Consider the following 13,819-nt stretch of genomic DNA (forward strand, 5'->3'; position numbering starts at 1 on the left):
GTCCTTGCTCAGCAAATGTGGGCCTCCCATAATCGAGCCATGGATTTCTCGTCGAAGGATTATGATCGGATTCGCGTCTCCCGCCGGCGTGGCCAAGGTCGCGGCAACGGCGGCGCGGCGACGCACGCGCCGGTCATGGAGCGGACATGTGCCGTTCCGGGCTGCAACCGGGTGGCCGAGTATCGGGCGCCCAAGGGACGCGGCAAGGAGGGCCAGTTCCATTGGTTCTGCCTCGAGCACGTCCGGGAATATAACAAGAGTTACAATTACTTCGAGGGAATGGACGACGACGACGTGATCGCCTATCAGCGCGACGCGATCATCGGCCACCGTCCGACGAAGCCGATCGGCGTGCGCGGCGCGCACCGCGCGCGCGAAGCGAAAGCCGCCTGGAGAGGCATGGTCGACGACCCCTTCGGCTTCTTCGGGGCGGAGGGGGCCCACCACGAGCCGCCGCCCGAGCCGGAGCGCCGCCGCCCCAAAGGACCGGAGCGCGACGCCTTCGAAGTGATGGGGCTCGATCACTCGGCCTCGAAGGAGGCCATAAAATCGCGCTACAAAACCCTTGTAAAACGTCACCATCCTGACGCAAATCAGGGGGATCGCAGCTCCGAGGAGCGATTGCGCAGCATCATCAACGCCTATGCCGTGCTTCGGCGCGCCGGGTATTGCTGATCGGTGAGCGCGGTCCCGCAACAGCCCAGCCGTCCGCGTGGTCACGTGGATCCTGCGAGGTAAACTTGATGGCAGAGACGCTAGAGGCGTCGACACGCACGCCGGACATCACCGTGTCCGCCCGCCAGACCTTCAATATCGATAGCGATATGGAGGTCCCGGCGTTCGCGGAAACGTCCGAGCATGTGCCCGATCTCGACCCGTCCTACGTATTCGATCCGCCGACGACGAAGGCAATCCTCGCCGGTTTCAAGCACAACCGGCGCGTGATGATCTCCGGCTATCACGGCACGGGCAAGTCGACCCACATCGAGCAGGTGGCGGCGCGGCTCAACTGGCCGTGCGTGCGCGTCAATCTCGACAGCCACATCAGCCGGATCGACCTCGTCGGCAAGGACGCCATCGTGGTGCGCGACGGCGCCCAGGTGACCGAGTTCCGCGACGGCATCCTGCCGTGGGCGTTGCAGACCAACACCGCGCTCGTGTTCGACGAGTACGACGCCGGCCGCCCGGACGTGATGTTCGTGATCCAGCGCGTGCTCGAGGTCTCGGGCCGGCTGACGCTGCTCGACCAGAACCGCGTCATCCGCCCGCATTCGGCTTTCCGCCTGTTCGCCACGGCCAACACCGTCGGCCTCGGCGACACGTCGGGCCTCTATCACGGCACCCAGCAGATCAACCAGGGCCAGATGGACCGCTGGTCGATCGTGACGACGCTGAACTATCTGCCGCACGACACCGAGGTGGGCATCGTTCTCGCCAAGTCGCCGCACTACAAGAACGACGACGGCCAGGCGATCGTGTCGAAGATGGTGCGGGTGGCGGACATGACGCGCAACGCCTTCATGAACGGGGACCTCTCCACCGTGATGAGCCCGCGCACCGTGATCACCTGGGCCGAGAATTCGGATATCTTCGGGGACATCGGCTTCGCCTTCGAGGTCTCCTTCCTCAACAAGTGCGACGAGACGGAACGGTCCATCGTGGCCGAGTTCTATCAGCGCTGCTTCGGCAAAGAGCTGGCCTCGTCCGCATCGAACCTGATGATGAACTGATATGGCCGGTATCGGCGACAACAATCGTAAGGGTAAGCTCGCCGACACGCGCCACGAGACGTTCCGCAACGCGGTCGCCGGCACCATGCGGGCGATCGCCGGGCGGCCGGATCTGGAAGTCAACTTCACCAGCGACCGGCCGGCGCTCGTCGGCGATACGGCGCGTCTGCCCGAGCCGCCGCGGCGGGTGACCGCCAAGGACATCGCGGTGACCCGCGGCGTCGGCGACTCCATGGCGCTCAAGCTTGCCGCCCACGACACCAACGTCCACCAGCGCTATGCGCCGGAGGGGGCCGACGCGCGCGCCGTGTTCGACGCGGTGGAGGGCGCCCGCTGCGACGCGCTCGGCGCCCAGGCGATGGAGGGCGTCGCCAGCAACCTCTCCGCGATGCTGGAAGACCGCTACCATCGCGGCAACTATCACGAGATCAGCGACCAGGCGGACGCGCCGTTGCAGGACGCGCTGGCTCTCCTCGTGCGCGAGAAGCTGACCGGCGCCGCCCCGCCCGAGAGCGCCAAGACGCTCGTCGATCTCTGGCGCCCCGCGCTCGAAGGCAAGATCGGCGACAATCTCGAGAACCTTGCCGCCTGCATCTCGGACCAGAAGGGCTTCGCGACGGCGATGCGCGACATCCTCGCTCAGCTCGACATGGCCGAGGAGCTCGGCCAGGAGCAGGGCGAGAGCGAGGAGGAGCGCGACGGCGAGAGCGAGGTCGACACCCCCGACGAGACGAGCGGGGAGGCGGGCGAGGAGTCCGCCGAGGAGAACGCGACGCCGCAGGAGAGCGAGCGCACCGGCGAGGAGGAGAGCGCCGAGGACGTTGAGGATTCCGACTACACCGCCGAGGACGTTCGCGAGGACGACTCCGGCGACTCGGAGGATTCCACCGACGGCGTGCGGGTCGACGAGACCAGCAATCCGGTGAACCGGGCCAGCGAGTACCGCGTCTACACCCGCCAGTTCGACGAGACCGTGCACGCCGAGGAGCTTTGCGACACCGCCGAGCTCGACCGGCTGCGGGGCTTCCTCGACCGTCAGCTCGCCCACCTTCAGGGGGCCGTCGCCCGTCTGGCGAACCGCCTCCAGCGCCGCCTGATGGCGCAGCAGAGCCGGTCGTGGGACTTCGACCAGGAGGAGGGGGTGCTCGACACCGCCCGCCTCAGCCGCGTCGTCACCGACCCGATGCAGCCGCTCGCCTTCAAGATCGAGCGCGAGTCGGAGTTCCGCGACACGGTGGTGACGCTCCTCATCGACAACTCCGGCTCGATGCGTGGTCGCCCCATCACCGTCGCCGCCACCTGTGCCGACATCCTCGCCCGCACCCTCGAGCGCTGCCACGTCAAGGTGGAGATCCTGGGCTTCACCACGCGGGCGTGGAAGGGCGGCTCGTCGCGCGACCACTGGCTGCAGCACGGCAAGAAGCCTTCGCCCGGACGCCTCAACGACCTGCGCCACATCATCTACAAGGCGGCCGATGCGCCCTGGCGCCGCGCCCGCCGCAATCTCGGCTTGATGATGCGCGAGGGGCTGCTGAAGGAGAATATCGACGGCGAGGCGCTGCAGTGGGCCCACGAGCGACTGATCGCAAGGCCCGAGCAACGTCGGATCCTGATGGTGATCTCCGACGGCGCGCCGGTCGACGACGCGACCCTCTCGGTCAACGCCGGCAACTATCTGGAGAAGCACCTACGCTCCGTGATCGCCGAAATCGAGGATCGCTCGCCGGTCGAGCTCATCGCGATCGGGATCGGTCACGACGTGACGCGCTATTATCGCCGGGCCGTCACCATCGTGGACGCGGAGGAGCTCGCGGGGGCGATGGTGAACCAGCTCGCCGACCTCTTCGAGGACGAGCGGGACACGAGGGGCGGCGGCCAGCGGCGGGGACGCGGCATCCGACGCGCCGCCTGATCGCCTCCGCTGCCGCTCGCCTCACCGCCGCCGGAGCGGCTCTCGTCACCGCCGCCGGAGCGGCTCTCGTCACCGCCGCCGGAGCGGCTCTCGTCACCGCCGCCGGAGCGGCTCGCGGCATTGCCGCGAGAGCGGCTCACGTCATTGCCGCGAGAGCGGCTCACGTTAGTGCCGCGAGAGCGGCCTGTATCCGCGCTGCGGGAGCGGCTCTCGTCCTCTGCGCGGGAGCGGTTCTCGTCGTCCCGGGGGCGGCTCTCGCCGAGCCCGTCAGCCTGCGGACGCGGCAGATCGACACCTTCCGTCCGAGCCCCGACGAGGCCGATCGCCTCGCCTTCATGGGCGGCCTGGTGCTCAACGGGCCGCACGGCTTCGGCGGCTTCTCCGGCCTCCTGACCGAAGGGGAGCGCTTTCTCGCCGTCAGCGACACCGGGTTCTGGCTCACCGGCCGCATGCTCCTCGACGGCGGCCGGCTCACCGGGGTGGCGGACACCGACATCGTCCGCCGCGTCGACCTCGCCGGCCGACCGATCACCGACAAGGAGACGGGCGACGCCGAGGCGCTCACCCGGCACGGCGACGGCATCCTCGCCGCGCAGGAGCACAGCGGCGACCTCCTTCTCTACCCGGCCGACGGTCTCGCGATCCGTCCCGGACCGCCGCGGCGGCTGCCGGCGGCCTCGGCCCTGCGCCTCGGTGCCCGCAGCAACGGGCTCGAGGCGCTCGCCACGCTGCCCGACGGCACCGTGCTGATCTTCCTCGAGGGCAAGGCGAAGACCGGCCCGTCGATCCCCGCCTTTCGCGATCCGGGCGTTCCCTTCCGCGTGCCGCGCCACGGCGACTGGTCGATCACCGGGGCCGATGCGCTCCCCGGCGGTGACGTGCTGATCGTGGAGCGGCGCTACGGCGGCGGGCTCGACGTGGGGCTGCGGGTGCGCCGCCTCGGCGCCGACGCCGTCCGCGCGGGCCGCGACGTCGACGGTCCGGTGCTGCTCGACGCCGACTTCTCGGCCGAGATCGACAACATGGAAGCGATCTCGGCGGAGGTGGTGGACGGCGAGATCCTCCTCACCCTGATGTCGGACGACAACCTCTCCTTCCTCCAGCGCACCCTCATGTTGCGATTTCGGGTGAGCGACCCGCGCCCGCGGCCCAAGCCCCTTGTTCGGGCGGGGGAAAACCGAGTGCACGTCGGCATGCCGAAGGATGCGGGCTGAGCCGCCGACGGCCGGATCACAAAGGCGCCATCGATTCGCCTCTCCTGAGGAAGATGGCAACAGCCTTGCATTGTTCCCTCCGCGAAAAGCACAACGTCGGAGGATCCAATTCAATGAATCATAAAACCCTATCGCTGCTGGTCGCCCTTGCGACGTCGACCGCCCTCACCGGTGCGGCCGTCGCGCAGGACGTCGAGTGTCCGATCAAGGTCGGTATCCTGCACTCGCTCTCCGGCACCATGGCGATTTCGGAGACGACCCTCAAAGACACCATGCTGATGCTGATCGACGAGCAGAACGAGAAGGGCGGCCTGCTGGGCTGCGAGCTCGAACCCGTCGTCGTCGACCCGGCCTCCGACTGGCCGCTGTTCGCCGAAAAGGCACGTGAGCTACTGACTGTGCACGATGTTGCCGTGATTTTCGGCAACTGGACCTCTGTGTCGCGCAAGTCGGTGCTGCCGGTGCTCGAGGAGCTGAACGGTCTCCTGTTCTATCCGGTGCAGTATGAGGGCGAGGAAAGCTCCAAGAACGTCTTCTACACCGGCGCCGCGCCGAACCAGCAGGCGATCCCGGCCGTCGATTATTTCCTCGACGAGCTCGGCGTCGAGAAGTTCGCGCTGCTCGGCACCGACTACGTCTATCCGCGCACGACCAACAAGATCCTCGAGCAGTATCTGAAGGACAAGGGTATCCCGGCGGAGGATATCTTCGTCAACTACACCCCCTTCGGCCACTCCGACTGGTCGTCGATCGTCGCCGACGTCGTGGCGCTGGGCGCCGACGGCAAGAAGGTGGGCGTGATCTCCACCATCAACGGCGACGCCAACATCGGCTTCTACAAGGAACTCGCCGCGGCGGGCGTGTCGGCCGACGACATCCCCGTCATCGCCTTCTCGGTGGGCGAGGAAGAACTCTCCGGCCTCGACACCTCCAACCTCGTCGGCCACCTCGCCGCGTGGAACTACTTCCAGTCCGCCGACACCCCGGAGAACGAGGAGTTCGTGGCGAAGTGGAAGGCCCGCATGGGTGAGGACCGCGTCACCAACGACCCGATGGAGGCCCACTATATCGGCTTCAACATGTGGGTGAACGCCGTCAAGGAAGCCGGCACGACCGACGTCGACGCCGTCACCGAGGCGATGTACGGCCAGGAGTTCCCGAACCTCACCGGCGGCACTGCGGTGATGCTCCCGAACCACCACCTCGCCAAGCCCGTGCTCATCGGCGAGATCCAGGATGACGGCCAGTTCGACATCATCTCCCAGACCGAAGAGGTGCCGGGCGATGCGTGGACCGACTTCCTGCCGGAATCGGCGGTGCTGAAGTCCGACTGGCAGAATCTCGGCTGCGGTATGTACAACACCGAGACCGAGACCTGCGTCCAGATCAAGTCGAACTACTGATCCGTGCGGCGGGTCAACACCGTGGTGGAGGGGCTCGCCCCCTCCACCTTCCGTCGCGCCGCGCTCGCCGTGCTGGCGATGCTTCTCGTGGCCGTCGCCACGATCGAGGGGGCCCTGGCGCAACCCGCACCGACGCCGATCGAGGAGCTGCTCCTCGAGAACACTGAACTGATCCAGGAATCCTCCCGCCGCACCATCGAGCCTGCCATCGCCGCCATCGCCGACAGCGGCCTCGAGGGCGCCGACGTGGTGCTGCAGCGCTGGGAGGCGCGCGACCTCTTTGTGCGCGAGAGCGACGGCCGCTTCTTCCTCGCCGAGCGCGGCGACGACCGCGACACCTACAATCTGTTCCACGTCGTCACCAAGGAGCCGATGGGCACGGCCGGGCGCCGCGAGGTGGACCAGATCAAGCCGAACTCCGGCATCCGCGCGCTGATCGCCGCGGCGCTCGTGAAGTTCCAGCTCACCAATCCCGATCCCGCCGTGCGGCGCGGTGCGCTCGAGGCGCTGCTGCGCGAGCCGAGCGCCGAACAGCTCGACCCGTTGCGGGCCGCCCTCGGCCGGGAGAACGACCCGTTCCTGAAAGGCGCCATGGAGCGCGCCGAACGCCTCCTCACCGTCCGCTTCGAGGAGGACGAGGCGAAGCGCGTCGAGGCGATCGAGAGCTTCGCCGGCGACCTCAGCGTCGAGGCGCGCGCCACCCTCAACCCGCTGCTGAACACCACCCTGAAGGTGTCGAAGGAAGGCCCGGACGAGGACGAGAACGTCGCCCGTGTCCTGACCCCCGGCTCCGAAAACCTCTCCTTCGACGCCGCCTACGACCTGCTCGTGCGCCGCGATCTCGCGCCGCGCATCATCAACGCCGCCGCCCGCGACGCGGCGCTGGTGGAGCACATCGAGAACGGCATGGTCGCGGGCGTGCCCGTCGCGAGTCTCGACACGCGCGAGGCGCGCGACGCCGCCTACAGCCGGCTCGAGGAGCAGGGCGCCGTCACCCAGACGCAGACCGAGGACGAGATCGCCGACCTGATCGCCTCCTTCACCTTCTACGAGGTCTATTCCGAGCCGGAGGCGATCACCGGTGCCGTCCTCGGCACCATCGCCGCGATCAACCGCAGCGTCGCCGGCTACGGCTTCCTCGACATCGCCCTCGACGCGCTGTCGCTCGCCTCGATCTACTTCCTCGCCGCGATCGGCCTCGCGATCACGTTCGGCGTGATGGGCGTCATCAACATGGCGCACGGCGAGTTCATCATGATGGGCGCCTACACCGGCTACGTGGTGCAGCAGTTCATCCCGAACTACACCGCCTCGCTGGTCGTCGCCCTGCCGCTCGCCTTCCTGGTGACGTTCGCGGCTGGCGTGCTTCTGGAACGCCTCGTCATCCGCTGGCTCTACCACCGGCCGCTCGAGACGCTGCTCGCCACCTTCGGCGTGTCGATCGCGCTGCAGCAGCTCGCCAAGAACATCTTCGGCACCCAGGCGCGGCCGCTGACGGCGCCCGACTGGCTCGGCGGCGCGCTCGTCATCAACGACGTGGTGGCGATCTCCTACATCCGCATCGCGATCTTCGTGCTCGCGATCATCTTCCTGGTGCTGCTCCTCTTCATCCTCAACCACACCCGGCTGGGGCTCGAGGTTCGCTCGGTGCGCCAGAACCCGCGGATGGCCTCCTCGATGGGCATCAACCCGGACCGCATCAACATGCTGACCTTCGGGCTCGGCTCGGGGATCGCGGGGATCGCGGGCGTTGCCATCGGCCTCTTCGCCAAGGTCACCTCCGACCTCGGCTCGGGCTACATCGTGCAGAGCTTCATGACGGTGGTGGTCGGCGGTGTCGGCAACATCTGGGGCACGCTCGCCGGCGCCACCCTCATCGGCTTCCTGCAGAAGGGGATCGAGTGGTTCAACCCGTCCAACACGCTGGCGGCGCAGACCTACATGATCATCTTCATCATCATCTTCATCCAGTTCCGGCCGAAGGGCATCTTCGCCCTCAAGGGCCGTGCGGCGGAGGCGTGATGCGTCGCTCGATCCTCTCCCAACCCTCGGTCATCATAGTTCTCCTGCTGCTCACCGCCTTCACCGTGGCGGTGGTGGGCATGTCGGAGGCGGCCGGCGGCACCTTGTCGACGAGCCTCGTCAAGACGCTCGGCATGACGCTCTGCCTCTGCCTCGTCGCGATCGCCATGGACCTCGTCTGGGGCTATTGCGGCATTCTCTCGCTGGGCCACTTCGCCTTCTTCGGCCTCGGCGGCTACATGGTCGGCATGTGGATCATGTACGCCCGCACCGAGCAGATCGTGGTGCAGGCGGCCCAGGCCGCGACGCTGCCGCCGACGCCGCAGGAGATCCGCGACGCGATCGGCACCCAGATCTTCGGCGTGGTGGGCGGCGCGCGCATCCCGCCGATCTGGACCTTCGCCGACTCGCTGTGGATCCAGCTTCTGCTCGTCGTCCTGGTGCCCGGCATTCTGGCGCTGGTGTTCGGCTGGCTCGCCTTCCGCAGCCGCGTCACCGGCGTCTATCTGTCGATCCTCACCCAGGCGATGACGCTCGCCCTCTCGCTCTACCTCTTCCAGAACGACTCCGGTCTCAGAGGCAACAACGGCCTGTCGGGCCTCCAGAACATCCCGGGCTGGGAGAGCACGCCGCAGTCGGTGGTGTCGATCTACTTCTTCGTCGCCTCGGCGATCGCGCTGGGCGCCGGCTACGTGCTCGCGGCGTGGATCGTGTCCGGCAAGTTCGGCTCGGTGGTGCGGGGCATCCGCGACGACGAGGCGCGCGTGCGCTTCCTCGGCTATCAGGTGGAGCACTACAAGCTCTTCGTCTTCACCCTCACCGCGGTGATCGCCGGCATCGCGGGGGCGCTCTACTATCCGCAGGCGGGCATCATCAATCCGGCCGAGATCGCACCGATCGCCTCGATCTATCTCGCGGTATGGGTGGCGATCGGTGGCCGCGGACGCCTCTACGGGGCGATCATCGGGGCGGCCTTCGTATCCTTGCTCTCCACCTGGTTCACCGGGGGGCGGGCGCCCGACATCAATCTCGGCTTCGCCACCATCCAGTGGGTGGACTGGTGGCAGGTGCTCTTGGGCGTCGCCTTCGTCTGCGTCACGCTGTTCGCGCCGAAGGGCATCGGCGGGCTCGTCGACTACGTGGTGAGGAAGCCATGAGCGCGCTGCTGGAAGTCGCCGGCGTCTCCGTCGCCTTCGATGGCTTCAAGGCCATCAACAACCTCTCCTTCGAGATCGAGGAGGCGGAGCTTCGCGCCATCATCGGCCCCAACGGGGCCGGCAAGACGACCTTCATGGACATCGTCACCGGCAAGACGCGGCCCGACAAGGGGCGCGTCACCTGGGGGCCGAGCAACATCTCGCTGCTGCGCAAGTCGGAGGCGCAGATCGCCCGCCTCGGGATCGGCCGCAAGTTCCAGCGGCCGACGGTGTTCGAGGACCAGAGTGTGTTCGACAACCTCGTGATGGCGCTCAAGAAGCCGCGCGGCCCGATGTCGGCGATCCTCTACCGGCGCGACGAGGCGGACACCGACCGCATCCACGCCCTTGCCGAGGAGATCGGCCTCACCAAGGAGCTCGCCCGCCGCTCCGGCGAGCTCTCGCACGGTCAGAAGCAGTGGCTCGAGATCGGCATGCTGCTCGCCCAGGACCCCCAGCTCCTCCTCGTCGACGAGCCGGCCGCGGGCATGACCGTCGGCGAGCGCCAGCACACGACCCGCCTCCTTCGCGACGTCGCGAAGACCCGCGCGGTGATCGTGGTGGAGCACGACATGGAGTTCGTCCGCGCCCTCGACTGCCGCGTGACGGTGCTGCACGAGGGATCGGTGCTGGCGGAAGGCACGCTCGACCACGTGACGCAGGATCAGCGCGTCATCGACGTCTATCTCGGCCGGTCGGGGGAGCGCTGACATGCTGGAGCTGAACGACCTCACGCTGCACTACGGCCAGTCGCAGATCCTCAACGGCATCTCGATGAGCGCCAACGTGGGCGAGGTGACCTGCGTGATGGGCACCAACGGCGTCGGCAAGACAAGCCTCCTGAAGGCGATCTCCGGCGTGCACCACCGCTCCGGCGGCAGCTACCGGCTCGACGGCGAGGAGATCGCCAAGCCGCCGCCCTACGTGCTCGCCCACAAGGGCGTCGGCGTGGTGCCGCAGGGGCGGGACATCTTCCCCCTCCTCACCGTGCGCGAGAACCTGGAGACGGGCTACGCCTGCCTTCCGGCCAGCGAGCACAAGGTGCCGGACGAGATCTTCACCCTGTTCCCGGTGCTGAAGACCATGCAGAACCGGCGCGGCGGCGATCTGTCGGGCGGCCAGCAACAGCAGCTCGCCATCGCCCGGGCGCTGATCACCAAGCCGAAGCTCCTGCTGCTCGACGAGCCGACGGAGGGCATCCAGCCCAACATCATCCAGCAGATCGGCGAGGTGATCCGCTATCTGCGCGCGCAGGGGACGATGGCGATCGTGCTGGTGGAGCAATATTTCCGCTTCGCCTACGACCTCGCCGACGGCTTCGTGGTGCTGGAGCGCGGCGCGGTGCGGGTCGCCGGCAAGAAGGCGGACCTCACCGAGGACGAAGTGCTCGCCGCCGTGTCGGTCTGACACGGGCGGTATCGCCGCGCCGAGGGGCCTCGCGTGCCGGCGCGCTCGAAAAATCGACGTCGGAGCCGTCCGCCGGCGGGCGGCGACCCGGTTCCGGCGATGGGCGCGCCGCGGGCGGCGCGCGGCGGTCCGACCGCGAGGCGGCAACGCCTCGGGCCTGCTCGGAGGAGCGTCGCGTCGCGATCAGGAATGGGGTGGCGGTGGTGGAGCCAAGGGGAGTCGAACCCCTGACCTCTTGAATGCCATTCAAGCGCTCTCCCAACTGAGCTATGGCCCCCAACCGGTGCGCCGGAGATAGACCATCTTCGGCGAAATGCAAACCCCCTTTAGCGTTCTTCCTCGTCGTCGTCGGTGCCGCGCACGACGTCGCTCACCTCGTCGTCGTCATCGTCGTCGATCAGCGCATCGTCGTCGGAATCGACTTCGACTTCGACCTCGGACTCGTCGTCGCTCACGGTGATGGCGTCGTCGTCATCCTCCTCCTCGATGGCTTCCTCGAGCGCGACGAACTCGACGCCCTCTTCGTCCTCCTCGACGGTGTCTTCGTCATCGTCGTCGTTGGCTTTTTCCGGGCGCACCGCATTGACGACGCCGGTGGCGAACGCCGCGTTGCACTTGGGGCAGATGATGGGGTCGCGGTTCAGATCGTAGTACTTCGCCCCGCAGTTGGGGCAGATCCGTTTTAGGCCGAGTTCGGGTTTCGCCACAGAGCGCTCCGTCGATGTGGTAGGGCGGGCTCCGATGGCACAGAGGCCGGCCCGCTGTAAAGCTGGCGATCGAGGCGCGGCTGATCTATGACGGCTCGCGCCGGTCTAGAAGGTCGTTCATGGATACAAAGCGTCAAGTCGCCACAGCCACAGCACGCGGCCCCCTCACGGGAAGTATGCGCGTGCCGGGCGACAAGTCCATCTCTCATCGCGCCCTGATGTTGGGCACACTCGCGGTCGGGCGCAGCACCATTTCGGGGCTCCTCACCGCCGAGGACGTGATGGCGACGGCGGCGGCGATGCGCGCCCTCGGTGCCACCATCGTGACCGATTCGACGGGCCGCTTGCAGATCGACGGGGTGGGGGTGGGCGCCCTCGCCGAGCCGGAGGCGCCGCTCGACTTCGGCAATGCCGGCACCGGCGTGCGCCTCACCATGGGCATCGTGGCGGGGCATCCGATCGCGGCGACCTTCGTGGGTGATGCCTCGCTGTCGCGCCGGCCGATGGGGCGCGTGCTCAATCCGCTGCGCCAGATGGGGATCGAGGTTGTGGCCCGCGAGGGCGATCGTCTGCCGCTGTCGATCCGCGGCCCGAAGACGCTGGCGCCGATCCGCTACGTGCTGCCGGTCGCCTCGGCGCAGGTGAAGTCGGCGGTGCTCCTCGCCGGGCTCGGCGCGGCGGGTGAGACCACGGTGGTCGAGAAGGTGCCGACGCGCGATCACACCGAGCGCATGCTGACGGCGTTCGGTGCGACCGTGCACCGCACCGAGACCGACGAGGGGACGGCGATCTCCATCGAGGGCCGCCAGCACCTGCGGGCGTGCGACGTGACGGTGCCGGCGGACCCGAGCTCCGCCGCCTTCGCCATCGTCGCGGCGCTGATCGTGCCGGGCTCTGAGGTGGTCGTGACGGACGTGCTGCTGAACCCGGCGCGCATCGGGCTGCTCGTGACGCTGCGCGAGATGGGGGCCGAGCTCGCCGTGGAGAACGAGCGCGATACCGGCGGCGAGAGGATCGGCGACATCCGCGTCGTCGCGAGCAGGCTCAGGGGCGTCACGGTGCCGGCGGCACGGGCGCCCGCGATGATCGACGAATATCCGGTGCTCGCCGTCGCCGCCGCCTTCGCCGAGGGGCCGACGACGATGGAGGGGATCGGCGAGCTGCGGGTGAAGGAGAGCGACCGTCTCGCCGCCGTCGCCGCGGGGCTCGCCGCCAACGGGGTGCCGCACGAGGCGGGGACGGACTGGCTGCGCGTCGACGGGCGGGTCGGCGGTGCCATCGGCGGTGGACGGGTCGCCACCCACCTTGACCATCGCATCGCCATGAGCTTCCTCGTGCTGGGCCTTGCGGCCGACAAGCCGGTGACGGTGGAAGATCCTGCCGTGATTCAGACGAGCTTTCCGACCTTCCTGCCGCTGATGTGTGACGCCGGCGGCTCGATCATCCTGGAGGACGTGTGATCATTGCAGTGGACGGGCCGGCGGCGTCCGGCAAGGGGACGCTGGCGCGCCGGCTCGCCGGCCATTTCGGCCTCGCCTATCTCGATACCGGGCGGACTTATCGCGGCGTCGCGGCGGCGATGCTCGCGGCCGCCGCGGATCTCGAGGACGCGCACGCCGCCGTCCGCGCCGCCCACGACCTCGATTTCGAGGGGCTCGGCACGCTGGAGCTCGGTACACAGGAGATCGGCGAGGGGGCGTCACGCCTCGCGGTGATCCCGGAGCTGCGGGCGGTGCTGGTGAAGCGCCAGCGCGGCTTCGCCGAGGAGGCGCTCGCCGCGGGCAGCGGCGCGGTGCTCGACGGGCGCGACATCGGCACCGTCGTGTGCCCGGACGCGGCGGTGAAGCTCTTCGTGACGGCCTCGGCGCAGGAGCGGGCGCGCCGCCGGGCGCTGGAACTCTACGGCGAAGCCGAGGGGCCGCGCTATCGAGATCTCGTGGAGGCGCTGGAGCTGCGCGACCGGCGCGACCGCGAGCGGGCGGCGAGCCCGCTGCGCCCCGCCGACGACGCGCACGTGCTCGACACCACCCATTTGTCGGCTGACGAAGCGTTTTTCGCCGCCGTGAGGCTTGTGGATAAAGCGCTGGCGGCTTAAATTCCGGCTACGAAACGGGGTTGGTTCCGCCAACCCCGCATTTGGCTTATCCGGCTGTTCGCCGGACCACGTCGGCCGCGCGGCCGACCTCTGTGCCCACCGCGTCGACAGGCGGCGAGCCGTCGCGGAAGGC

The 13,819-nt window shown here is 68.3% G+C and carries 12 protein-coding genes and 1 tRNA gene; 11 read left to right on the forward strand and 2 right to left on the reverse strand.

Translation table 11 applies throughout. From position 1 onward, the window contains the following. Nucleotides 1–39 precede the first annotated feature (39 nt). From JCR33_RS10065 to urtE, 9 genes are all read left to right on the forward strand, one after another. Nucleotides 40–675, forward strand: a complete 636-nt coding sequence (locus tag JCR33_RS10065) for a J domain-containing protein (protein ID WP_198881922.1) — start codon at nucleotides 40–42, stop codon at nucleotides 673–675. A gap of 68 nt (nucleotides 676–743) precedes the next feature. Beyond that, nucleotides 744–1,730: a cobaltochelatase subunit CobS gene (gene cobS, locus JCR33_RS10070; protein ID WP_198881923.1), complete on the forward strand. Its 987-nt coding sequence runs from the start codon at nucleotides 744–746 to the stop codon at nucleotides 1,728–1,730. Nucleotide 1,731: 1 nt separating this feature from the next. Further along, the gene (gene cobT / locus JCR33_RS10075; protein WP_198881924.1) at nucleotides 1,732–3,642 is read left to right on the forward strand and encodes a cobaltochelatase subunit CobT; all 1,911 of its coding nucleotides are present in this window, start codon (nucleotides 1,732–1,734) and stop codon (nucleotides 3,640–3,642) included. Nucleotides 3,643–3,977: 335 nt separating this feature from the next. After that, complete coding sequence (locus JCR33_RS10080) at nucleotides 3,978–4,856, forward strand: esterase-like activity of phytase family protein (RefSeq protein ID WP_198881925.1); 879 nt, start codon at nucleotides 3,978–3,980, stop codon at nucleotides 4,854–4,856. A gap of 113 nt (nucleotides 4,857–4,969) precedes the next feature. Then, a complete protein-coding gene (urtA, locus tag JCR33_RS10085) occupies nucleotides 4,970–6,259 on the forward strand; it encodes an urea ABC transporter substrate-binding protein (RefSeq protein ID WP_198881926.1) in 1,290 nt (429 codons plus the stop codon). A gap of 3 nt (nucleotides 6,260–6,262) precedes the next feature. Beyond that, complete coding sequence (gene urtB, locus JCR33_RS10090) at nucleotides 6,263–8,281, forward strand: urea ABC transporter permease subunit UrtB (RefSeq protein WP_332461159.1); 2,019 nt, start codon at nucleotides 6,263–6,265, stop codon at nucleotides 8,279–8,281. Further along, the gene (gene urtC / locus JCR33_RS10095) at nucleotides 8,281–9,438 is read left to right on the forward strand and encodes an urea ABC transporter permease subunit UrtC (protein ID WP_198881927.1); all 1,158 of its coding nucleotides are present in this window, start codon (nucleotides 8,281–8,283) and stop codon (nucleotides 9,436–9,438) included. Before urtB ends, urtC begins: the two co-directional genes overlap by 1 nt. Next, on the forward strand, nucleotides 9,435–10,187 hold the full coding sequence (urtD, locus tag JCR33_RS10100; RefSeq protein ID WP_198881928.1) for an urea ABC transporter ATP-binding protein UrtD: 753 nt from the start codon (nucleotides 9,435–9,437) through the stop codon (nucleotides 10,185–10,187). Before urtC ends, urtD begins: the two co-directional genes overlap by 4 nt. A 1-nt stretch (nucleotide 10,188) precedes the next feature. After that, on the forward strand, nucleotides 10,189–10,884 hold the full coding sequence (gene urtE / locus JCR33_RS10105) for an urea ABC transporter ATP-binding subunit UrtE (RefSeq protein ID WP_198881929.1): 696 nt from the start codon (nucleotides 10,189–10,191) through the stop codon (nucleotides 10,882–10,884). A 201-nt stretch (nucleotides 10,885–11,085) separates the two neighbouring features. On the opposite strand, the gene JCR33_RS10110 is transcribed toward urtE, so the two are convergent. Both JCR33_RS10110 and JCR33_RS10115 read right to left on the reverse strand, forming a co-directional pair. Continuing rightward, nucleotides 11,086–11,161 (reverse strand) — tRNA-Ala (locus JCR33_RS10110). 49 nt (nucleotides 11,162–11,210) lie between these two features. Further along, on the reverse strand, nucleotides 11,211–11,591 hold the full coding sequence (locus JCR33_RS10115) for a TIGR02300 family protein (protein ID WP_198881930.1): 381 nt from the start codon (nucleotides 11,589–11,591) through the stop codon (nucleotides 11,211–11,213). 119 nt (nucleotides 11,592–11,710) lie between these two features. Between JCR33_RS10115 and aroA the strand changes: the two genes are divergently transcribed. Both aroA and cmk read left to right on the forward strand, forming a co-directional pair. Further along, complete coding sequence (gene aroA / locus JCR33_RS10120) at nucleotides 11,711–13,051, forward strand: 3-phosphoshikimate 1-carboxyvinyltransferase (RefSeq protein WP_198881931.1); 1,341 nt, start codon at nucleotides 11,711–11,713, stop codon at nucleotides 13,049–13,051. Beyond that, on the forward strand, nucleotides 13,048–13,686 hold the full coding sequence (gene cmk, locus JCR33_RS10125) for a (d)CMP kinase (RefSeq protein WP_198881932.1): 639 nt from the start codon (nucleotides 13,048–13,050) through the stop codon (nucleotides 13,684–13,686). Before aroA ends, cmk begins: the two co-directional genes overlap by 4 nt. Nucleotides 13,687–13,819 lie beyond the last annotated feature (133 nt).

This window comes from Acuticoccus mangrovi (genome assembly GCF_016411865.1).
Classification (GTDB): domain Bacteria; phylum Pseudomonadota; class Alphaproteobacteria; order Rhizobiales; family Amorphaceae; genus Acuticoccus; species Acuticoccus mangrovi.